The following is a 20,827-nucleotide window of genomic DNA, read 5'->3' as shown; positions in this document are numbered from 1 at the left end:
CTAAAAGCAACTCCGATATCCGCCGGGGAATCGCAATGAGTTCGTGGAAAGAATTAAAAGACAGTCCACTTTGGATTTTGTCCAGTGTGATCGTGGCAACGGTCGTCGTCACCGGCGGAGTCTACGAGAAATTGGTGCTACCCGAACGGGTGGCTCAAGAGGCGAAGGCCGGCGTAGCGCAGCAATTGCAAGCTATGGCAGACCAAGCAGCTTCGGAAGTTCAAGCTGCATCGGAGGCCGCGGCCCGTGCAATCCGCGGGAGTGCGGACAAAGCGGCAAGCGAGGTACGCGCCGCGCAAAAGGCGACTGACGATGCGAATGCAAAGCTGCGCGATTACGAGCAAGCGCATCTCCTAACGGATCGTTCACCCTATCCGCTTGGACTCGGAAAAGTTAAGGTGGGAGATTCGATCGATTCACTTAGCGACGCATATCCAGGAGGCGCGGTCGACAAGACTGCCATCGAAGACGGAAACGATTACGTCGTCCTCAAGAACCAAGATCCGCTCTTTAACCACATCGTCTACTACTTTGACGAGACGGACAAAAAGCGCCGGATCACGCACATTTTGTTCAACGCTTCGTACCCTGTAAAAATCTCTGATTCGCTCTTCCGCGATCGCTTCACCGAGATGTTCGGGCAACCATTGTCAAGCCCCAGAAAGGGACATGTTGCGTGGAAAGCTGGCAGCGTCAGCGTTTTCATGACCGATCCGACGTCTTTCATCGTGATGCGTCAAGGGTACGTCCCGGGCTTCTGGTAATACACTTGATGCACCAGCGCTTTCGCCAGCGCGCATGAGGCTTCAGCGAACGACCTACGCCAAAGCTTACGCCCGCCGCAATCAACTTAGCCTTCGTGTCAGCTCCTCACTCGTGGATTTAACCTACGACAACCCCGCATCCTGGTTGCTCAACATCTTGGTCGCTGGGAAGAATATCCCGGTTGACAAGCCATGCCGTCGGGCATGGCAGCAGTTATTAGGCGTTGAAGAAGAGGCCCTGCTCATGTCGAGGCTCGGCAAGGTCATGGAATTGCCGCACCAGATAATCGCTCTATTGCAAGGGCACTACCCCGGTCGTGCTGCGAGCTGGCAGCATTGGCATTCGCAGGTAAACTCTGGTTTGATGCAGCAAAATTTGAATGGGCAGTGGAATTCGTTTATTGGACCTATCGACGCACATTCCATGACATATCTCAGTATGTCAGCTGACCTGCTCGCAAATTGAGATCAGGCCAAAACAATTCCGCAGGACCAAGCTGAGGAGTTACGGCTTGAATTGCAAGCAATGCTGACAGAGGTATTTAAGTCGGACCTGGACCCCTCGTTGATAATCTACATTTCCAGATACCTCCGCATTCTGATCACAAGTACCGAGGAATACAAGATAACGGGCGCCCTGCCTATTTTGGACGCGGTGGATGCCGCCGTCGGACACACTGCCGTCGACCCGAAGTACAAAGACTTTTTGACGTCATCGTCCCTAGGAGAACGACTCGTAACCGCCCTGGCGGCGTCCGCAAATCTCGTTACCGTTGTCATAGGATTGCCTCAGCTGCCTGCTGGCGTGGCAGCAGCAAAACATTTGCTCGGCGTTGGCTGACTCAAAGCACCGTTCCTTGGGAAACAGTTCAGGGCTTGCCGGAGCTATTTCATCTTCGCGGCTACAGATTGTTACCATTGCCGTAGCAAATCTGTAACAAAGAAAACTCTCCTTCTCGAGCATCAGCTGACTGCTTCGCACCCGAAGCTCGCGCGCGCTCAGCGGACGTAAGCGCCTAGCCATCCCATCTTGAGTTGCACGGAAGGTCTTGGGAGCATCGTATCCACTTAAATAGGTGGACACGTGAACACTAGCGAAGAAGAAGCGCCAGTTGGCCGCCGCCGACGCCGGCGCTATAGCGTCGAGTTCAAAGCCCAGGTGGTGGCAGCCTGCCAGGGGCCTGGGGTATCGCTCGCGGCCATCGCGTTGCACCACAAGCTGAACGCAAATCTGCTCCGGCGTTGGGTAAAACGGGCCGAAGGGAACGAACGCTTTCTCGTCTCGCGTGGCGATGTGACTGTGCAGTCGGCAGTGGCGCCGGCATTCGTGCCGCTCCCGCTCGAAACGAAGAACGTGCGCCCGGCTGAGATCCGCGTCGAAGTGCGCCGCGCGGACCAGTCGATAACGGTTAGCTGGCCGACATCAGAGGCAGCACAATGCGCCACCTGGCTGCGAGAGTGGCTCGCGTAATCCGCATTGATGAAGCATGGCTGGCAGTCGAACCACTGGACATGCGTGCGGGCTTCGATACGGCACTGGCGCGGTTGATTACGGTGTTTGGCGCGGCGCGTCCGCACCATGCTTACCTCTTTGCCAACCGGCGGGCCAATCGCCTGAAGGTGCTTGTTCACGACGGAATCGGGATCTGGCTGGCAGAGCGACGACTGGACGAGAGACAGTTCGTCTGGCCTCACGCTGGTAGCGAACCAAAGCAACACGCACTCACGCAGGAGCAGCTCGGAGGTCTGGTGGTGGGTCTGCCGTGGCAGCGCATCGGCCCGAACGGTGTGATTCGCGTCGTATGAGGCCTACAGGGACGTTAACTGTTGCGCTTCCATGGTGCCGGGGTTCTGGCAGACTGGTTTACATCAACCTGCCCGCCGACCTCAACGCCCTCAGCCCGGAACAGTTGCGCACGCTCGCCGCGCAACTGATTGCCCAGGTGCAGGACAGAGAGCGGGAGATTGAGAAGACGCGGGAGGTCGAGGACGACGAATGCGAGCTGCATTATCGACAGACGCTTATCGAGCAGCTGAGCCACAAGATCTCCATCCTCAAGCGCCAGCAGTACGGTCGGCGCAACGAACAGTTCAGCAGCGAGCAGATGAGCCTACTGGAAGAAGCGATCGACGCGGATCTGGCCGCCATTGAACTGGAGCTCGAGCAGCTTCAGCCACAAGCCACAGCCGGCCAGTCACTCCAGCAACCGAAACGCGCATCACTGCCAGCGCAACTGCCGCGCACAGAGATCCACCACGAGCCGGATAGCTCCGTATGCCAGTGTGGCTGCGAGCGCGTGCGCATCGGTGAGGACATCAGCGAGAAGCTGGACTACACGCCGGGCGTGTTCACGGTTGAGCGGCATATCCGTGGCAAGTGGGTATGCAAGAACTGCGAAACGCTGATTCAGGCGCCAGTGCCCGCACACGTTATCGACAAGGGCCATCCCGACCACGGGCTGCTGGCCTCAGTGCTGGTTGCCAAATGCGCTGACCACCTTCCCCTGTATCGTCAGGAACAGATCTTTGCGCGGGCGGGTCTGGCAATACCGCGATCGACATTGGGTGCCTGGGTCGGCATGTGCGGCGCACAGTTGCAGCCACTGGTTGATGCCCTCCATCAGGAAATCCTGCAGCAGGGTGTGGTGCATGCGGATGAGACACCGGTACAGATGCTTGGTCCAGGTAAAGGGAAGACACACCGGGCGTACTTGTGGGTGTATACGCCAACGCACTTCAGTGAGCTGCGCGCCGTGGTCTACGACTTCGCCGACAGCCGTGCAGGCGAACACGCCCGCACCTTCCTTGCCGGCTGGCAGGGCAAGCTGGTGTGCGACGACTACGGCGGATACAAGGCTGGATTCCAGCAGGGCATCACTGAAATCGGATGTACTGCGCACGCACGGCGCAAGTTCTTCGACCTGCATGCCAATCACAGCAGCCACGCCGCTGGACGGGCCATGCCGTACTTCGCTGCGCTTTATGATATCGAGCGCGACGCTGCAGTGCTGGATGCCGAAGAGCGGCGCAAACTCCGGCAGAGTCGGGCCAAAACGGTGTGTGACGCACTTTATGAATGGATGGTGGCGCAGTGTAAGCTGGTTTCGGAAGGTTCAGCGATTGCGAAAGCGCTGGACTACAGCCTCAAAGGTTGGGAAGCGCTCACGCGCTATCTCGACGACGGGCACGTGCCCATAGACAACAATTGGGTCGAAAACCAGATCCGCCCATGGGCCATCGGAAGGGCCAACTGGTCGTTCGCCGGCTCGCTACGGGCAGGCCAACGTGCTGCCGCCATCATGAGCCTGATACGCTCGGCCCAACTCAACGGCCACGACCCGCACGCCTATCTGAAGGACATCCTCACGCGGCTGCCGACCCACAAGGCCAGCGACATCTCTGCATTGCTGCCGCATCGCCGGCGTCCGCCTGTGATAGTCAACTAGCGCCACCCGTCAAGGTAGGTTTGCTGCGCGCTTACCGCGAAGTTAAAGCAACTTCACGCCTGAGCCAGCAGGCACGAGGATCGACACCAACTCAGGAGACGGCTTTTTTCCCCCCTCATTCACATACATCCGCTCTACATCGCCTTGACGCAAAACGAGAGGGGTGAGTTGCGGTACAGGTGGCTCCAACAGATCGACCAGTCCCTGACCGCTCAACCCGTTGGCGTGGTTTGAGATGAACACGTCCAAATCTCCATACGCATTGAGTATCGATTCAAGCTGAGCGATATAAGTCGAAAGCTTCATTGACGTCCTTAGTCGTTGTTCGAACTCTGAGCTGGCGCGGGCGCTGCATCTAGCTCGGGGCTGTATTGCGCCGCGGGCGGCGGCTATGTTGCGCCCAGATTAGGCTGCGGGACAGTGCTTCATGATGTCATTGCATATCAATGTCAGAAGTTGATCAATTGACTGATTCCAAGCCGCAAAGAACGAGTTTGGCTTAACCCAGATAGCGGTTGCAGGAGCGCTCGCCATATCTCCCGGGCTGAATCCGGGAATGTTCACCATCCTTACCTCCGAATGATCGCCATATTGACCGTATGCGGGCGAACCCGGTCGAGCCCATGAAGGACCGCACTCCATCACTAACGGGGACACTTCGTGCAAAGCTGCATTTCGCCACAGTCCTACGCGGTTATAAAATTCTGAGTGCGCCGCGTAGTTTGCAGATGCTTCCGGATCTATTTCGCCCAATTTGACGTGCAGTTGATCGCGACAAAGATCGAGGTTCATCCGCTTCAGAGCGAGGCCATAGATTGCGTCAATGCAAGTCGCAATCGCATCCAAATAGGATTTGACCGCGCCCAAATATGCCACCAAGTTCGTCCTCACCAGTAAGGACAACTTGTATTTGTGATCTTTGGCCGCCAGCAGCCCTTCGATGCTCAGCTGGAAATAGCATACATCGGCTAGTCTTGTTGCAATGTTCTCGCAATGAACAAGATAAAAACGAGCATTTGCGTCGAGTATGTTTGGCGAACGAGAACCAACGAATTCACCCAAATGAACCAATTGTTTTGGAACGTCAAAGCCCAAAACGCCAAAAAGTGATCGACTATAAAAGTGTGCGACTGGCATTTCACCTCCGGGCATACCCATGCTCTACCGCGCGCCAAGATTCGCATCTAGCGGTCGATCTATCGCGCCGACGAGTGCTAGGATACGCGAACCTGTCCTGCTGAGCAGCAATGCTAAATCCCGCCTTGTTTGACGTGTTACTGGATCAGCTGGAAGCGATCGGCGCGCTGCCAACGAGTCTGCAGTCTGCCCTTGGTGCTGATACGTAAAAGCCTACCGTTTCTTGTTTGAAGCGCCTGGTGGATCAATGAATTCACGGAGGCTGAATGGCTTCTTTTCCGGACTCCAGTCATGCAAGGGATCTCGAGCCGACGCAGACGATGTCACGGAGGGTTTTGGGATTGGCTTCACTAGCGACACCTCAAGGAATGCGTACAGCGAATCGAGGTCATACACGTGCGTCTTGTGCCCGAGCTTGTACCGCTTGATGAGCTCGCGGGCACGGTCAAGCCGACTGATCGCGTAACGCGGCACGCCGAGGATCTCTGCTGCCTCGGCGGCGCTTACGCGCTTTCCTTTTGCAATGTCCATCGTGCCCCACGATAGTTGATGCGTAGCGCCCTAAGTCTTAGGCGCGCCCGCGAAATAGCGCCGGGAACGCAGAAAGCAGGCGCAACTGTGATGATCGTTGATTAAGGCATATGAACCAACGATCGCGCTTGCTTCGCCGCGGCATTAACCTAACTTTGCCCGGCAGAGGCACAAAGGCAAGAGGCACGGATTCGACGCCATCAAACACCGACGGCTGTGTTGCCGCAACTGTTTCCGCCCGCCGGAGCCTAGTTTCGAGTGTACTCGTTGGAATCGCTAGGTAGTTCGCGATGACTTGTTTGTCGTGATCGAAATGGCTCAGTGTACGCAAATAGGCCACCGCCTCAGAAAATCGCTCGGCTAAACCGAGCTCGAGAGCGGCAAGGTCTTCTCTTAACGTGAGTGCAATTTCTGGCTCATAGTTTTCCGGGCCCGTCAGGCTGGCTGCAACACTGTTCAACAGAAACTCCCCGTCGTCGCCGACTCGCTCATGATCGAGTTGCACAGCGAACCGCATTTTTCGATTCACGAACTTACCGAAGGCTTTCCTCAGTTTCGATAGCACGGCCATCTGTAAGCGCTCGTCTTCCGGTTCGACTGCATCGCCGATCTCGCTGCGAATATCTTGCGCCGCGATCCAAGCTTCATTCTTCAAATCGTCGACGGACTGCTCTCCACGGGTGCCCAAGGCAATGCTCCGAAGTTGGCCAAGCATAGGTGCAATCAAGCGCGAAAAGAATGTATCGTTTCGGTAATTTTTCATGCGCGAATGCTAAAGGCAGCCGCCCTCTTAACGCAATTGTCCTAGAGGTGATCCGCCGACACCGGCACGGCCTATGCTCGCGTTGCAGCGGCTTTAATAGCGGTTCAAACTATATCCACAATTCGCGGAAACAATGAAAACGAAACTAGCTCTGGCAGCGCTGACCGTGCTCGCTGCATGCACATCTATCTCCGAGGTAACGCCAGCCGGTGATGGGCGCTACACCGTCACCACGCAGGTCCGCGGCGGCATGACGCCATGGGGCGAGATCAAAGCGACCAGTCTGAAGCGTGCGGATGAATACTGCAGCAGTCAGGGCAAGCAGATGCATCAGGTCGACATGCAGACGCACGGCGTGCGCGGTTGGACGCCGCAAGAGGCGGAACTGACGTTCTCGTGTACGTCCGGGTAACATGAAACATACCGCCTATGGAGACGACATGCAGAACGCTCCACTTTTCCACGTCTTGCTAGATCACCTTGAGGCGATCGACGCGCCGCCCATGGAGATCCAACACTTTGTCGACCGTTGGTCCCAGCTAGGGCCGCACGGGCATCTCCCCTGCCCGGTCTGTTTCCTTAACGGCGAGGAGCAGCCGCTTGTACCACTCGATGCACAGGGAACTGTCGAGCCGGTCGTTTGCAAGGCCTGTGGCACGCGCTACGAAGTCCCAATCGATGAGATCTAGCACGACGTGACTCCTGTCGACAGCATGCGCGCCGCACTGCTCTGCAACCTGGTGGCGGGCAGCTCGTCATCCGGCCAGCAGCACCGCCAAGCATGCGAACGCCAGAGCCATAAACAGGCCGCCGGCAAGAAGGTGATAGTGACGTTTCACGAGATCCCCGATTCGTTATCCGGCAAGCATAAGACGGACGGGGATAGCGATGTGTTAAGGATGGCCAGGCGGTGGATATAAAACGGTCCAGCTACAAAAGCGAGTCGGCATTGCGAGCTAGTTGGCGCTTCCTCAAAAATTTGTGGGCTTCCGTACAGTATGTTCGCCGTTACGGTGTTGGAGGCTGAGCCTTTTGGATTATTATTACGCCCCGACATTCAACAAAAACCAAAGACGCTATGCCGGTCGTAATTCCGTCCAACGCCGCGAAGTCACAATTCGAACAGACCAACTTCGATACGTCTCCGGCTCTAACGCCAAACGCCAAAGCTGCTATGCTGGGGAACCCGGGTATCTTCCCCACTGTCAGCGACGTGCTGGACCTCGCGGGCGCGCCGACCGGAAGCACTGTTGACGCGCAGCTAATGAGAAACTGGGGCTATCAAGGCGCGGACAAACCGCCGCCGGGGCTTTATTTTTTCGTGAGTCACCCCACATGGATTACAGGGCAAAACATCATCGGGATTGTCAATGACAACGGTGGGTACGCGATCTATATAAAGGACGTCGCTTTTAATGATGCTGCGCCACCGAACATGGGGGCAATCCTTACGGCGAAGATAGCTCGTTTCTGCATGCGTCGAAAAATCAGGCGAATTCAACTCCTTGCGGCCGGCGGTCGCTTCTGGCCAGATGAGCGTTGGCTTGGCTACTATGCGTGGGCGCGATATGGCTTCGACATGGATCTGTCGAAGGCGATGGAAGACGACTACGGCAATCCAGAGCCATTTACTTGCGCCTCAGATTTGGCCCCGTTTTTCCCGTGTCGGCCTGCGGATTTGGCGAATTGCCGGACGGTACAGGATGTGCTACAAGCAAAGCATGGGAAAGAATGGTGGAAGATTTGTGGCAACGGCTGGTTCATGGATTTTGACTGCTCTCCCATCAGGGCATCCGTTGCTGCGCTAGAATCTTATTGTAAGGAGAAAAACATATGAACTGGAAATTTGGGTTCAATATTGGCTCCGACATGCCCCGATCCGCTGACGAAAATACTGCATCGTCGGGCAAAACTCAGCCGAATTTCGGTCGCCACGACGAAATCGACCCCGCAGAATTCAAGATAAGTCTTGACCCCGCAGATAGCAAAGCCCTGCCTGTGGTAGATCTCAGTCGAAGCGCATTTGGTTTTAAGACGGTAGTCGCCATGTACCGTGACGGCATGCTCGGCTCTACGGAGTTACCGAAAAAGCAGTTCGAAGATTGACAATTTGGAGCAAAGAGAAAAAGGGGCTACGGCCCCTTTTTTTCATGTGCGATGGCGCGGCCAAATCACGCTCAAAGCCGCGTCGCGATGCTCCTTGTCGCGCGGTAAGAGTCCTCCTGCCCAATACGCTGATGAGAGACGCCCTTGGCCATCGACGACGAGTCCGGAGCGCCAGAAATACCCCCAAAAGCCTTGAGGGTACACATGGGGGTACAAAATAGGAAGAACATCCTTTAGATCACTGTCATACTGAGCATGTGATTCCTGTCGGGGGGACCAAGTAGCTTCCCAGCGTCTCCCAAGTTTGCCCACAAAAGCCCCGAAAGCCTCGCGCTGCGGGGTTTTTTGCTGCCATCATCGCCCACAGTTGCACAATCCAAACCAGATTTGCTGGGCGTATCGATGAGCATAGCCACCTGTTTTGCGACAGGGTCAGGCGACAAGCAGCGCAACAAGACATGCAACGGCCATAGCCAGGCACAATCCGCCTGAGATCAAGTCGTATGGGTAAGTCATGGGATCCCCGATTCGTTATCCGGCAAGCATAAGACGATCGGGGGCGACGTAGTGTTAAGCATGGTCAGGCAAGCACACCCGAAAAACCAAGACGTCCGCACTCGGGTGCTGATCGTGGCGGCGTCCGGTCTATTGCTCGATGTGCATGCGCCAAGCGGGCGGCGTCGCCGCTTACGCCCCCCGCTCGCCCGAATCCATCAAGCTGGCCGCTTCGGAATCTCCAATCCCCGCGCCACTGCCCCACGCGCGACGAACGCCGCCAGCACCCGCTTCACGTTCGAAAATTCTTCGATCCCGACCAGATCCCCCGCTTCGTAGAAGCCGATCAGATTGCGCACCCACGGAAAGGTCGCGATATCGGCGATCGAATACTGATCGCCCAGAATCCAGTCACGTCCTTGGAGCTGCCGATCCAGCACCCCGAGCAAACGTTTTGACTCGCCGACGTAGCGGTCACGCGGGCGTTTGTCTTCGTACTCCTTGCCCGCGAACTTATGGAAGAAACCCAACTGACCGAACATCGGCCCGATGCCGCCCATCTGGAACATCACCCACTGGATCGCTTCATAGCGGCCAGCGGCATCTTGCGGAATGAATTTGCCGGCTTTGTCCGCGAGGTAGATCAGAATCGCGCCGGATTCGAACAGCGGCAGCGGCTTACCGCCAGGGCCATTCGGATCGATAATCGCCGGAATCTTGTTATTCGGATTCAGCGACATAAACTCGGCCGACATCTGATCGTTCGTATCGAAGCGAACGAGGTGCGGCTCATAGGGCAGGCCGGTCTCTTCGAGCATGATCGACACCTTCACGCCGTTAGGCGTCGGCAGCGAATAGAGCTGAATCCGGTCCGGATGCTCGGCAGGCCATTTCTTCGTGATCGGGAAGGCGGAGAGATCGGTCATGGTGATGATGTAACCCTTGTGGGAGAGCTTCGGCTGAAAATCGGAATCGGGAATCCGCGCTCGGCCGGCAGGCCGCCAGGAAAGACCCGAACGCGCGATCGCCAAATATAAACCGACTCGGCGCAACGCGTACAAGACCGACTCGGAACATCGCGACGCGGCCGTTCACCGCGCGCTCCCACCGCCGAACCACAAGACGGCGCCACGCGTCACTGCAACTCAACGCGACTCAAAGCAACTCACCATAAATCCTTGGTCGCCGTGCCGGCGCTCAGGTTATAGCCCTCGCGCCACAGCACCGCGCCGACAGTCAGCAGCATGGCCTTCTGCTCGTCGCCAAGTTGCTCCCACATCGCCGCCAGCCAGGTGGCAAAACTTGCACAGGTGGTTTCGAGGTCGACGGGCGCTTTGCCCTGCAGGTACTGCCGCTCGAACATCGAAAGCACTTTTTCGGGTGTCATTGGCGCGCCTCCTCCGGGTTGGATGCGCCAAGTCTAAAGGTGCCGCACGGCGCGCGGGGCGTTCACGCAGGCAAACCCGGGTTACTCCCAGGCGAAAACAAGAAAGGCGCCGAAGCGCCTTTCCCATCAAGCAACACCACGAGCCGAATTAAGGCGCGTTGTGCTTTGCCTTGTCCTTACTGTCTTCCTTGGCGTCACCGTAGGCCTTTTGCACCTTGCCGGCGGCTTGTTGAAGATCGCCCTTAAGCTCCTTGCCCGGGTTATCGGTGGCCTTGCCGACGGTTTCGTTGACTTTGCCCTTGATCTGCTCGCCGACGCCCTTGACTTGATCCTTGTTCATAATCAGCTCCAGTATCTGAAATGCCGGCACGACGTTGCGCCAGTATCCCGATACAGCAACGGGTGTGCCCGTAGCCGCCGTCGGTCGGTTTTGCCGGGCCAGGCCGGCCGCAAAAATATTTTCAAAAACCCCTAAAGTCCCGCCACAGCTTGCCGTAAAGGTGCCATGGAGGGGCTATGGAACGCACACTCATTACGCTGACGGGGTCAACTCAGGCGACGCTGATCGATCAGGACATCGCGCATATCGGGCGTGTCATGCGACCGTCTTTACTCGGCGATCTGGGCGGCCCGATTCTGCCCGCCGCCTACTGGCGCAAGCGCCTGCACCAGCTGCTCGACGCCGGCCAGTTGTCCCATGCGCAACTGTGCGGCGTGGACAGCCTGCTGCTGCAACTCGATCAATTCGAGGCCAGCGCCCAGCCGGCGTTGGACGAGTTGCCGCCGACAACGGCCATGCCGCTCCGGCCAGTACACGCAGTGACGGCCTACCCCCATATCTGACCCGCTGCAAGCCTTGATGGCCGGCCTTTTGCGCCGGCCGAGCCCATTTTCCCCTGTTAAAAAAAGGCCGCGAATCCTGTCGCGGCCTGAACACGTCGCAACGCGGGGAATTCGCGTCACACCACAAGCCTACACGTTCAACTGTGACAGTCACGTTTAGGAGAAACGCGTTGTTGCGTTGCGGAAGATTTCCGGTCTTCGTCAGCAAAAATAGGAAAAAGGGACGACCTTAGGTCATAATGTCCGCAAAAATTCCCAGCAAGGACCTCCGTGACCGTCGCCGCCCCGCTCGACCTGCTCAAACAGGCACGCGCCCGCTTCACTCAACGCGAAATCGCAGCGCACGTCGGCAAGGACATCAAGACGGTGCGGCGCTGGGAAAAGGGCGAAACGCCGTGCCCGTCCATGCTCGAACCGGCCCTGCGCGATCTGCTGCATAGCAGCGGCCGGACGCAGGCTGGCGCGGTGCCGGGCGGCGCCCAGTTCCGCTTTATCGATCTGTTTGCCGGCATCGGCGGCATTCGCATGGGTTTCGAGGCACACGGCGGCGACTGTGTATTCACGAGCGAGTGGAACGATTTCTCCACCAAGACCTATCGCGAAAACTATCCGGCCGACGGCGAACACGCGTTGATCGGCGACATCGTTTCGTTTCCCGCCGAAGATGTGCCGAGCCACGATGTCCTGCTCGGCGGCTTTCCGTGCCAGCCGTTCTCGATTGCCGGCGTCAGCAAGAAGAATGCGTTGGGCCGTCCGCACGGATTCGAGTGCACGACGCAAGGCACGCTGTTCTTCGACGTCGCGCGGATCATCGCGGCCAAGCGCCCCGCCGCGTTCCTGCTGGAGAACGTGAAGAATCTGCTCTCGCATGATAAGGGGCGCACCTTCGACGTGATCCTGCAGACCCTGCGCGACGAACTCGGCTATGAAGTGCACTACCGCGTGGTCGACGGCCAGCATTTCACCCCGCAGCATCGGGAGCGCATCATCATCGTTGGCTTTCGCGGCAAGACCTCGTTCTCCTGGGACGATCTGCGCCTGCCGCAAAGCGGTCCACGCCTGGGCTCGATCCTGCATCGCACCGACGGCAGCGAACCCGTGCTGCCGTGGGACCACGATCGCTTCTTCGACCACGCCGCCAAACGCGTGCAGCCGAAGTACACGCTCACGCCCAAGCTCTGGACCTATCTGCAAAACTACGCGGCAAAGCATCGCGCGGCGGGCAACGGCTTTGGCTTCGGCATGGCGTATCCCGACAGCGTCACCCGCACGCTCTCCGCGCGTTATCACAAGGACGGCTCGGAAATTCTCGTGTACCAGGGCGAACAGTTGCGGCCGCGGCGCCTCACGCCGCGTGAATGCGCGCGGCTAATGGGTTTTCCCGATACCTTCAGAATTCCCGTCAGCGACACACAGGCTTACCGGCAGTTCGGCAACAGCGTCGTCATGCCGGTCATGCGGGAAGTGGCGCGCATCATGCTGCCGCACGTGCAAAACCTGCTTGCCGCGCAAACACGCCATGGCTCGAAGCAAACCCTTTCGCTCTATTCCTGAACGGCCCGATCCGTTATCCGGGTCTTAGCGATGGTCGATATCGTCGACAGTGCAACGCGCAGCCGGATGATGTCCGGCATTCGCGGCCGCAACACCAAACCGGAAATTCTGATCCGCAGCCTGCTGCACGGCCAGGGTTTCCGCTTCCGTCTGGACGCGCGCGATCTGCCGGGCCGTCCGGACATCGTACTGCCGCGCTACCGTGCGGTCGTGCTGGTACACGGCTGCTTCTGGCACGGCCACGACTGTCATCTCTTCAAATGGCCCCAAACCCGGCCGGAGTTCTGGCGCGACAAGATCGGCCGCAATCGCAGCAACGACGACAAGGTTCAGGCAGCGTTGCTCGCGAGCGGCTGGCGCGTCGGGGTGGTGTGGGAATGCGCTTTGCGCGGGGCCAATCGGGATATCGAAGGCGTGTTGCAGCGGCTTGTCGCATGGTTGAAAAGCGACGCGGCGCGCTTCGAGGAACGCGGCTGAAAGCTGCTTGTAGCCTGCCCGGTTCGAACGAATCCCCAAGCCGCTGGTGATACACTCGATTGGCTAGCTTGGGGCATTTTTGCGTACCGGACTTGCAGAATTCGGGCAGCAGGCCGGCGGCAAAAAACACGCTCCGCCCATCCCAGAACCACTCAACAAGGGAGGCACACCATGGCTGATTTCCGTCTCTGGTCCGACGATTTCCCCACCAACGGCTTTATGCCGAAAGCCCACGAGTATCACGACAAGGCCTTCGGCGTGGACGGCGAGAACATCTCGCCCGCGCTGCAGTGGGACGCACCGCCGGCCGACACCCAAAGCTTCGCGCTGACCGTTCACGATCCCGACGCACCGACCGGCAGCGGCTTCTGGCACTGGGTTGTCGTCAATATTCCGGCCGATGTCCGCTCGCTGCCGCGCAATGCCGGCAAGGCCGACGGTTCGCTGCTGCCACAAGGCGCGCTGCAGGTGCGCAACGACTACGGCACGGTCGGCTACGGCGGCGCCGCGCCGCCGCGCGGCGACAGGACGCATCGCTACATCTTCCGCCTGCATGCGCTGAAGGTGCCGCACCTGCCGATCAACGCGGAGACCACCAATGCGGTCGCGCGTTTCATGACGCATCTGAACGAGCTCGACTCAACCACTCATACCGGCCTGTACGAACTCAAATAACGCGCGAGACGCGATGCCGCTGCGCCGCTGCAATGCAACGGCATCGTTGCTGCGCGCCGTCTTGTCTTTCCGGGGCCGCACGCAGCGCGCGCGGTTCATCGCCGGTAGGTACACCACCTCGCCGATGAATCGCCTTACTCCAAATCCAGAAGAACGATGCACGCACAACCATCGCGCAAGGATAGTTCGATGACGGCCGATGCCGCTTCAGCTACCTCACTCGCCGCCGGCCCAACGCTCGCGGATAGCACCGAACAAGGCTTGCCGATTCCGCAGCGTTACTGGGCCATGCTCGTCATCGCCCTTGCTCTCACGCTAGCGGTGCTCGACAGTGCGATCGCCAACGTGGCGCTGCCGACCATCGCACGCAATCTGCATGCGAGCGCAGCCGGCTCGATCTGGGTCGTCAATGCCTACCAGCTCGCCATCACCATTTCACTGCTGCCGCTCGCGTCGCTCGGCGATCGTATCGGCTACCGGCGCATCTATCTGGCCGGGCTGATCCTGTTCACGGTGGCGTCGTTCGGTTGCGCACTGTCCACTTCTCTGCCGACGCTCGCGCTCGCCCGCGTGGTCCAGGGCTTCGGCGCGGCCGGCGTGATGAGCGTGAACACCGCGCTCGTGCGGATGATTTATCCTCCCGCACAGCTAGGGCGCGGGGTTGCAATCAACGCAATGGTCGTGGCGGTGTCGTCGGCGGTCGGGCCGACCATCGCCTCCGGCGTGCTCGCCATCGCCTCGTGGCCGTGGCTGTTCGCGATCAACGTGCCGATCGGGATCGCGGCGATTGTCGGCGGCTTCAAGGCGTTGCCGATGAACCCCGGCCACGAGTCGCCGTACGATTATCTGAGCGCGGTGATGAACGCGTTTGTGTTCGGCCTGCTGATTTTCGCCGTCGACGGTCTCGGTCACGGCGAATCAGTCGGCTGGGTCGCCGCGGAAGCACTCGGCGCGCTCGTGATCGGCTACTTCTTCGTGCGCCGTCAGTTGACTCAGCCCGCGCCCCTGCTGCCGATCGATTTGCTGAAGATTCCGGTGTTCGCCTTATCGATCGGCACGTCGGTCTGTTCGTTCTGCGCTCAGATGCTGGCGTTCGTGTCGTTGCCGTTTCTGTTGCAGGACACGCTCGGCTTCTCACAGGTCGATACCGGCTTGCTGATGACGCCGTGGCCGGCAGTCATCATCATCGCGGCGCCGATTGCCGGCGTACTGTCGGACAAGGTGTCGTCGGGCTGGCTAGGCGGCGTCGGACTTGCTGCGATGACGGTGGGCCTGCTGCTGCTCGCCACCCTCGGCGCGCATCCCGAGCCCATGCAGATCGCCTGGCGCATGGCGCTGTGCGGTGCGGGCTTCGGGATCTTTCAGTCGCCGAACAATCGAACCATGCTGTCCGCCGCGCCGCGTGAGCGCAGCGGCGGCGCGAGCGGCATGCTCGGCACCGCGCGCCTGACCGGACAGACGCTCGGTGCCGCGCTGGTCGCGCTGATCTTTGGCATCGCGCCGCACAACGGGCCGGTCATCGTGCTGTATGTGGCCGCGTGCTTTTCAGCGGTTGCCGCCGTGGTCAGCACGTTGCGCGTGATGCAGCGAGCCTGAATGGGCAAACGGGGCGCGCCGGTTCGAGCGACGTCAGTGCATGGCGAGCCTTATTGCGGCCCTCATTGCGACCTTACTACGAACCTCATCGCGAGCTTGCTCTCCGATACAACAAGGGCGCGAATCGCATGCCTCGATCCGCGCCCTTTTTCATGTCCTTTCGCCTGCTCTTTCTCTTGTTGTTTTTGTGCTTCGACTCTGCTTCGACGTGACCGGCACGCGCGATTCCCGAAGGAACCGCGCCGCCATTCAATCAGCTTGAAGATGCCGTCACGTCAGCGAGCTTTACCGCTTTGGCCGTGACCGAAGAGGCGGTCGCGATGTTGCGCAGGTCGTCCAGGAAGGTGTCGCGCCAGACCGACAGATTGTTCTCGCGCATCGGCGCCATCATGTCCGCATGACGCGCCTGGCGCTCGGCGAGCGGCATCGACAGTGCGCGCTCCAGCGCCTCGGCCATCTGCGACAGATCGAACGGATTGACAACCAGCGCACCCGGCAATTGCTCGGCGGCGCCGGCAAATTGCGACAACACGAGCACGCCTGGATCGGCCGGATCCTGCGATGCAACGTACTCCTTCGCGACCAGGTTCATGCCGTCGCGCAGCGGCGTCACATAGCCGACCTGCGATTGACGGAACAGCGCCATCAGCAGATTGCGTTCGTACTTGCGGTTCAGGTACTGGATCGGCGTCCAGTCGAGTTGCGCGAAACGACCGTTGATGCGGCCCGCTTCGCCTTCCAATGTCTGACGAATACGCTGATACGTCTGCACGTCCGCGCGCGTTGGCGGCGCGATCTGCACCAGCGATACGCGTCCGTGCCAACCCGGTGCATTCAGCAGTAGCCGTTCGAATGCCTGGAAGCGCTCTACCAATCCCTTCGAATAATCGAGCCGGTCGACGCTCATGATCAGCTTGCGCCCACGCATGCCGTCACGCAGGCTGCGTACCGGCTTGCGATCGGTGAACTGTTCGGCGGCCTTGGCGATCGCATCCGGATAGATGCCGATCGGGTATGCGGCCACTTTAAGGAAGCGGTTGTACGCGTGCACCATGCCGTCTTCGCTCGAGGTGCCGTGCTGGCCGCGCTCGATAAAGTCGACGAACGACTGGCGATCCGCCTCAGTCTGGAAACCGACCACGTCGTAGCTGCACATTGCTTTGACCAATTCCTCGTGAGGCGGAATCGTACGGAGTACTTCCGGAACTGGAAAGGGAATATGCAGGAAGAAACCGATTGGATTCTTCACGCCGAGCTCGCGCAGACAGCGCGCGAACGGCAGCAGATGATAGTCGTGCACCCAGATGATGTCGTCGGGTTTGAGCAGCTCCTTGAGCTGTCTGGCGAGCGTCGCGTTGACGCGCTGATAGCCCGCATATTCCTGCCGGTCGTAGCGCGACAGGTCGTTGCGATAGTGGAACGTCGGCCACAGCGTCGCGTTCGAAAAACCGCGGTAGTACTGGTCATAGTCACGCTTGGTGAGACCCACCGTCGCGTATGTCACATTGCCCTGCTTCTCGATCACCGGGGATGACGGCTCGCTCACCGTCTCGCCGCTCCAGCCGAACCAGACTCCGCCGGTTTCCTTCAACGCGTCCAGCACGCCGATCGCGAGGCCACCTGCCGCGGGGCGGCCTTCCTGGATTGGCGCCACACGATTCGATACCACGATCAGTCTGCTCATTGGTGCTCCACCTCGTCAGTTGTTTCGTTGCATACGGATATGTGCGTTAACGGTGCATGCAAGTCGCGTGCCGTTTTTTGAGATGTTGGAAATAAAAATGGTTACAAATGTATCGGACGAGCAAAAACGCGCAATACCGAAGCATTGCGAGGAAATTTTTTCTGCTTTGTATGACGAAACCGAAACCGTTCTTACCGCCTGTCAGACGGGGTCAGGCGTCCTGTTCCGAGCCGAGATCGCGCTGATACTCCAGCCCTTCCGGGCGCACGCCACCCTGGTTGTGCTCACCGTCTGGCGGCGCATTGGGCGCGATGCGGTTCTGCGCGGCCGGGTCTGGCGACGCTGGCGAGCTACTCTGGCTGCTGCCCGGCCGGGAATCGCGCTTTGAGTGGCGCGCGGAACGACGCAATGCTGGATGTCTCATGATCGATGCCTCCGGGGGAAGCCCGCCGTCAACGAGACGGCATCAATTCAGTGTAGGGGTCGCGACGGCAAATTGCCGGTAAAAGATGCGTCGACTTTGTAACAAGTACATAAAATCGCTGTGACGGACGATGGTGCGGCGCACTGAGCGTGTCAGAGTTGCACGGGTGCGGGTTGAGGCAGCAGGCGCCGATTGGCTTGTGGCGTTTGCGTGGGTTGCGGGGGTGGGTCGCCGATCGGCGGCGCAACCGGTTCGATCGGGTCTGGAGTTGGGCTGGGGCCTGGAATCGTGTCGGGTTCGCCAGGATTTGGTGACGGCGATGGTGATGGTGGTTCGATCGGCTCGGGACGGTGAGCGTGTTTTGGGAGGGCGGTCGCGGCGGCGTAGTCCGGCATGTTCGTTGTCCTTGGCTTTGTGGTTGTTGTGGTGGCAGCAAGGGTTATGCCGGGAGGGGTTGCCTGCCCGGCAGGTGGGGGCCTTCGCGGCGCTTTTTGTTTTGCTTGCCCGCTTGCCTTGGTTTGCTTGTGGCCGTTGGCCGCTTCTTGGTCTTTTCTTGCTGTGTCTGTGCGTTTGCCTTCTTGGCCTTTCCTTGCTGTGTTAGTGGTTTATTAGCGTTGCCCCTGTGCGGGGCGGCACCTACTTTTCTTTGCCTGCCGCAAAGAAAAGTAGGCAAAAGAAAGCGGCTCAAACCGCTAATTCTTAAGCGGGTCCCCCGCACAGCCACGGTAGTGGTGCATCTGGAATCCGTGCCCCCGCACACTCCGCGCCGTTGACAAAGGACTCATCAGTTCCCACTCCGCACTGCGTGCGTCGCGGATGGGTGTGCCTGGGAAACCAGCGGCTTCGCTTCGCGTAGCGGGGGCCGTCGGCTTCGCCTCGGCGAAGCGCCCCGCTCTGGTTGGCCAATCCCATTTCAAATGAATGTCGGTGCATCGATTTCGCGATCGCGATTGCTCCCGCGGTTGTGCTTCCAGCAGCGAGGCAACGGCGAGTCTGGGACGGGGACAAACGGGAGAGTGAGACCGCAGCCCGGTGGCAGCGATACAACGACGAGTCGGGGAAAGGACCAAACCGCGAAAGCAAAAATCCGGCGGGCGGTTTTATGAACCGGGTATCGGCGCGCGCAGCGCCGCGGGAGGTATGACGCCCTTGTCACCAGCGCCGAATGTGCGAGGACACAGATTCCAGATGTACCACTACCGTGGCTGTGCGGGGGACCCGCTTAAGAGTTAGCGGTTTGAGCCGCTTTCTTTTGCCTACTTTTCTTTGCGGCCGGCAAAGAAAAGTAGGTGCCGCCCCGCACAGGGGCAACGCTAATAAACCACTAACACAGCAAGGAAAGGCCAAAAGACCAACAACAGAACAGAGACAACCACCTCAGCAAGGAAAGACCAAAGGCGCACCGCCAACAAACCACAACAAGGCAACGCCAAAAGCAACCCGCCGAGCAGGCCCAACCCTAGATCTTTCAGACGTCCGCATCCGCCCGCGGCGACTCATCAGCCGCATCCCCCTCATCCCTCGCATCATTCCCATACTCAACCAGCCGGTTGTACAGCGTCTTCAAACTAATCCCAAGAATCTCAGCAGCCCGCGTCTTCACCCCACCACATTGCTCGAGCGTAGCCAGAATCAACTGACGATCCGCTTCCGCAAGCGAAGTCCCAAACGGAATCGTAATCGCCGTGCCAGCCGCAGGCTTCGACAACGTGATCTGCAACGGCACCGTCGCCGTACTGTCGGAATCCGTACCCGACATGATGTGCGCGCGCTGCACATAGTTCTTCAACTCGCGCACATTGCCCGGCCACGGATACGACATCAGCATTTCCTTCACCGCGGCGGGGAAATGCTTCTTCGTGCCATGACGCTCGTTGAGTTCGTCGAGAAACGCCTGCCCCAGTAATTCCACGTCCTTGCCCCGGTCGCGCAGCGGCGGCAAGCTGATCGGAAACACGTTCAAGCGGTGGTACAGGTCGAGCCGCAACTTGCCTTCCAGCACCGCCTGCTCAGGATCGCGATTGGTGGCCGCAATCAGGCGCACGTCCGTTTCGATTTCTTTGGTCGTGCCGACCCGCATGAACATGCCGGTTTCCAGCACGCGCAGCAGTTTCACCTGCAACTCGATCGGCATCTCGGTGATTTCGTCGAGGAACAGCGTGCCGCCGTTCGCGCGTTCGAAATAGCCTTTGTGCTGACGGTCCGCGCCGGTGAACGAACCACGCTCGTGGCCGAACATTTCCGACTCGATCAGGTTCGGCGAAATCGCGCCGCAGTTCACCGCCAGAAACGCATGCTTGCGGCGCAAACTGAGCTGGTGCAGCGTCTGGGCGGCCACTTCCTTGCCGGTGCCCGACTCGCCCACCAGCATGACCGAGGCGGCCGTCGGCGCAACCCGGCTAATCTGGTCGTAAACCTCCTGCATGGCCGGCGAGTTGCCGAGCATCAGCCCAAACCGGCCCATGCGGCGCAACTCGCCACGCAACGTGCCGATTTCCGCCTTCAGGTCGCCAGCTCGCGGCAGGCGCGACAGAATCGCCTTCACCCGCTGCATATTGATCGGCTTAACCAGGTAGTCGGTGGCGCCCATCTTCAGCGCATTGACCGCCGACTCCACCGTGGCGTGACCCGTAATCACAATCACTTCCACGCCGGAGCGCGGATCGAGATCTTCAAACAGATCGACTCCACTGCCGTCAGGCAGCTTCAGATCCGTAAAAACGACATCCGGCATCTGCCGGACCAGTTGAATGCGCGCTTCGCGCAAATCGCCCGCCGTGGCGGTAGTCAGACCGTCTTCCCCGATGATGGCGGCAAGCGCCTCGCGGGTACCGGCATCGTCATCGACAATCAGTACGTGTGGCATCGCGTCTCGAAAGCCCGAAAGCGTGAATGGGGAAACATGCAAAACGCATGCTGAAGTGCCGGCCGGCCGCTCGCCTTAT

24 protein-coding genes are annotated in these 20,827 nt (G+C 59.2%); 13 read left to right on the top strand and 11 right to left on the bottom strand.

The window, feature by feature from the left end:
- The first annotated feature begins 35 nt into the window (after positions 1 to 35).
- The 5 genes from HWX91_RS22410 (at position 36) to tnpC (ending at position 4,210) form a co-directional block, all read left to right on the top strand.
- Entirely contained in the window at positions 36 to 764 is a 729-nt protein-coding gene (locus HWX91_RS22410; RefSeq protein ID WP_127837901.1) for a hypothetical protein, read from the top strand.
- Between the two features lie 112 nt (positions 765 to 876).
- Positions 877 to 1,230: a hypothetical protein gene (locus HWX91_RS22405; protein ID WP_127837900.1), complete on the top strand. Its 354-nt coding sequence runs from the start codon at positions 877 to 879 to the stop codon at positions 1,228 to 1,230.
- A gap of 618 nt (positions 1,231 to 1,848) precedes the next feature.
- Positions 1,849 to 2,235 carry an IS66-like element accessory protein TnpA gene (tnpA, locus tag HWX91_RS22400; RefSeq protein ID WP_028196831.1) on the top strand — a complete coding sequence of 129 codons (387 nt, stop codon included), beginning with the start codon at positions 1,849 to 1,851 and terminating at the stop codon, positions 2,233 to 2,235.
- Positions 2,223 to 2,570: an IS66 family insertion sequence element accessory protein TnpB gene (gene tnpB / locus HWX91_RS22395; protein WP_162181292.1), complete on the top strand. Its 348-nt coding sequence runs from the start codon at positions 2,223 to 2,225 to the stop codon at positions 2,568 to 2,570. Before tnpA ends, tnpB begins: the two co-directional genes overlap by 13 nt.
- Before the next feature lie 62 nt (positions 2,571 to 2,632).
- Entirely contained in the window at positions 2,633 to 4,210 is a 1,578-nt protein-coding gene (tnpC, locus tag HWX91_RS22390; RefSeq protein WP_028196829.1) for an IS66 family transposase, read from the top strand.
- A 42-nt stretch (positions 4,211 to 4,252) separates the two neighbouring features.
- Here tnpC and HWX91_RS22385 read toward each other — a convergent pair whose 3' ends face one another.
- The 4 genes from HWX91_RS22385 to HWX91_RS22370 all read right to left on the bottom strand — a co-directional run bounded on the left by HWX91_RS22385 (position 4,253) and on the right by HWX91_RS22370 (position 6,641).
- A complete protein-coding gene (locus HWX91_RS22385) occupies positions 4,253 to 4,516 on the bottom strand; it encodes a hypothetical protein (RefSeq protein ID WP_028196828.1) in 264 nt (87 codons plus the stop codon).
- 99 nt (positions 4,517 to 4,615) lie between these two features.
- Entirely contained in the window at positions 4,616 to 5,347 is a 732-nt protein-coding gene (locus HWX91_RS22380; RefSeq protein ID WP_102857315.1) for a hypothetical protein, read from the bottom strand.
- 213 nt (positions 5,348 to 5,560) lie between these two features.
- The gene (locus HWX91_RS22375) at positions 5,561 to 5,878 is read right to left on the bottom strand and encodes a MerR family transcriptional regulator (protein WP_028196827.1); all 318 of its coding nucleotides are present in this window, start codon (positions 5,876 to 5,878) and stop codon (positions 5,561 to 5,563) included.
- A 37-nt stretch (positions 5,879 to 5,915) separates the two neighbouring features.
- A complete protein-coding gene (locus tag HWX91_RS22370; protein ID WP_042275043.1) occupies positions 5,916 to 6,641 on the bottom strand; it encodes a hypothetical protein in 726 nt (241 codons plus the stop codon).
- Between the two features lie 133 nt (positions 6,642 to 6,774).
- On the opposite strand from HWX91_RS22370, the gene HWX91_RS22365 reads away from it, so the two are divergent.
- The 3 genes from HWX91_RS22365 (at position 6,775) to HWX91_RS22355 (ending at position 8,747) form a co-directional block, all read left to right on the top strand.
- Positions 6,775 to 7,053 carry a hypothetical protein gene (locus HWX91_RS22365; protein ID WP_028196826.1) on the top strand — a complete coding sequence of 93 codons (279 nt, stop codon included), beginning with the start codon at positions 6,775 to 6,777 and terminating at the stop codon, positions 7,051 to 7,053.
- A gap of 666 nt (positions 7,054 to 7,719) precedes the next feature.
- On the top strand, positions 7,720 to 8,478 hold the full coding sequence (locus HWX91_RS22360) for a hypothetical protein (RefSeq protein ID WP_028196823.1): 759 nt from the start codon (positions 7,720 to 7,722) through the stop codon (positions 8,476 to 8,478).
- On the top strand, positions 8,475 to 8,747 hold the full coding sequence (locus HWX91_RS22355; protein WP_028196822.1) for a hypothetical protein: 273 nt from the start codon (positions 8,475 to 8,477) through the stop codon (positions 8,745 to 8,747). Before HWX91_RS22360 ends, HWX91_RS22355 begins: the two co-directional genes overlap by 4 nt.
- Positions 8,748 to 9,460: 713 nt before the next feature.
- Here HWX91_RS22355 and HWX91_RS22350 read toward each other — a convergent pair.
- From HWX91_RS22350 to HWX91_RS22340, 3 genes are all read right to left on the bottom strand, one after another.
- Positions 9,461 to 10,168: a glutathione S-transferase N-terminal domain-containing protein gene (locus HWX91_RS22350; RefSeq protein ID WP_028196821.1), complete on the bottom strand. Its 708-nt coding sequence runs from the start codon at positions 10,166 to 10,168 to the stop codon at positions 9,461 to 9,463.
- A 239-nt stretch (positions 10,169 to 10,407) separates the two neighbouring features.
- The gene (locus HWX91_RS22345; RefSeq protein ID WP_028196820.1) at positions 10,408 to 10,629 is read right to left on the bottom strand and encodes a hypothetical protein; all 222 of its coding nucleotides are present in this window, start codon (positions 10,627 to 10,629) and stop codon (positions 10,408 to 10,410) included.
- Between the two features lie 148 nt (positions 10,630 to 10,777).
- Positions 10,778 to 10,969, bottom strand: a complete 192-nt coding sequence (locus HWX91_RS22340) for a CsbD family protein (RefSeq protein ID WP_028196819.1) — start codon at positions 10,967 to 10,969, stop codon at positions 10,778 to 10,780.
- Between the two features lie 176 nt (positions 10,970 to 11,145).
- Here HWX91_RS22340 and HWX91_RS22335 point away from each other — a divergent pair, with 176 nt between their 5' ends.
- The 5 genes from HWX91_RS22335 to HWX91_RS22315 all read left to right on the top strand — a co-directional run bounded on the left by HWX91_RS22335 (position 11,146) and on the right by HWX91_RS22315 (position 15,774).
- Positions 11,146 to 11,472 carry a hypothetical protein gene (locus HWX91_RS22335; RefSeq protein WP_028196818.1) on the top strand — a complete coding sequence of 109 codons (327 nt, stop codon included), beginning with the start codon at positions 11,146 to 11,148 and terminating at the stop codon, positions 11,470 to 11,472.
- A 270-nt stretch (positions 11,473 to 11,742) separates the two neighbouring features.
- Positions 11,743 to 13,026: a DNA (cytosine-5-)-methyltransferase gene (dcm, locus tag HWX91_RS22330; protein ID WP_028196817.1), complete on the top strand. Its 1,284-nt coding sequence runs from the start codon at positions 11,743 to 11,745 to the stop codon at positions 13,024 to 13,026.
- 30 nt (positions 13,027 to 13,056) lie between these two features.
- Complete coding sequence (locus tag HWX91_RS22325; protein WP_028196816.1) at positions 13,057 to 13,503, top strand: very short patch repair endonuclease; 447 nt, start codon at positions 13,057 to 13,059, stop codon at positions 13,501 to 13,503.
- A 171-nt stretch (positions 13,504 to 13,674) separates the two neighbouring features.
- Positions 13,675 to 14,178, top strand: coding sequence for a YbhB/YbcL family Raf kinase inhibitor-like protein (locus HWX91_RS22320; RefSeq protein WP_028196815.1), 504 nt, complete (start codon positions 13,675 to 13,677; stop codon positions 14,176 to 14,178).
- 156 nt (positions 14,179 to 14,334) lie between these two features.
- On the top strand, positions 14,335 to 15,774 hold the full coding sequence (locus tag HWX91_RS22315; RefSeq protein WP_081833064.1) for an MFS transporter: 1,440 nt from the start codon (positions 14,335 to 14,337) through the stop codon (positions 15,772 to 15,774).
- A gap of 253 nt (positions 15,775 to 16,027) precedes the next feature.
- On the opposite strand, the gene otsA is transcribed toward HWX91_RS22315, so the two are convergent.
- The 4 genes from otsA to HWX91_RS22300 form a co-directional block, all read right to left on the bottom strand.
- Positions 16,028 to 17,458: an alpha,alpha-trehalose-phosphate synthase (UDP-forming) gene (gene otsA, locus HWX91_RS22310; RefSeq protein ID WP_028196813.1), complete on the bottom strand. Its 1,431-nt coding sequence runs from the start codon at positions 17,456 to 17,458 to the stop codon at positions 16,028 to 16,030.
- 211 nt (positions 17,459 to 17,669) lie between these two features.
- The gene (locus tag HWX91_RS22305; RefSeq protein ID WP_081833063.1) at positions 17,670 to 17,882 is read right to left on the bottom strand and encodes a hypothetical protein; all 213 of its coding nucleotides are present in this window, start codon (positions 17,880 to 17,882) and stop codon (positions 17,670 to 17,672) included.
- 152 nt (positions 17,883 to 18,034) lie between these two features.
- The gene (locus tag HWX91_RS40860; protein ID WP_081833062.1) at positions 18,035 to 18,277 is read right to left on the bottom strand and encodes a hypothetical protein; all 243 of its coding nucleotides are present in this window, start codon (positions 18,275 to 18,277) and stop codon (positions 18,035 to 18,037) included.
- 1,073 nt (positions 18,278 to 19,350) lie between these two features.
- Complete coding sequence (locus HWX91_RS22300; RefSeq protein ID WP_028196812.1) at positions 19,351 to 20,748, bottom strand: sigma-54-dependent transcriptional regulator; 1,398 nt, start codon at positions 20,746 to 20,748, stop codon at positions 19,351 to 19,353.
- Positions 20,749 to 20,827: the final 79 nt, after the last annotated feature.

The sequence above is a fragment of the Paraburkholderia fungorum genome, assembly GCF_902833645.1.
In the GTDB taxonomy this organism is placed as follows: Bacteria; Pseudomonadota; Gammaproteobacteria; order Burkholderiales; family Burkholderiaceae; genus Paraburkholderia; species Paraburkholderia fungorum.
The sequence above is the reverse complement of the archived record's forward strand: the minus strand, read 5'-3'. Positions and strand labels throughout refer to the sequence as shown.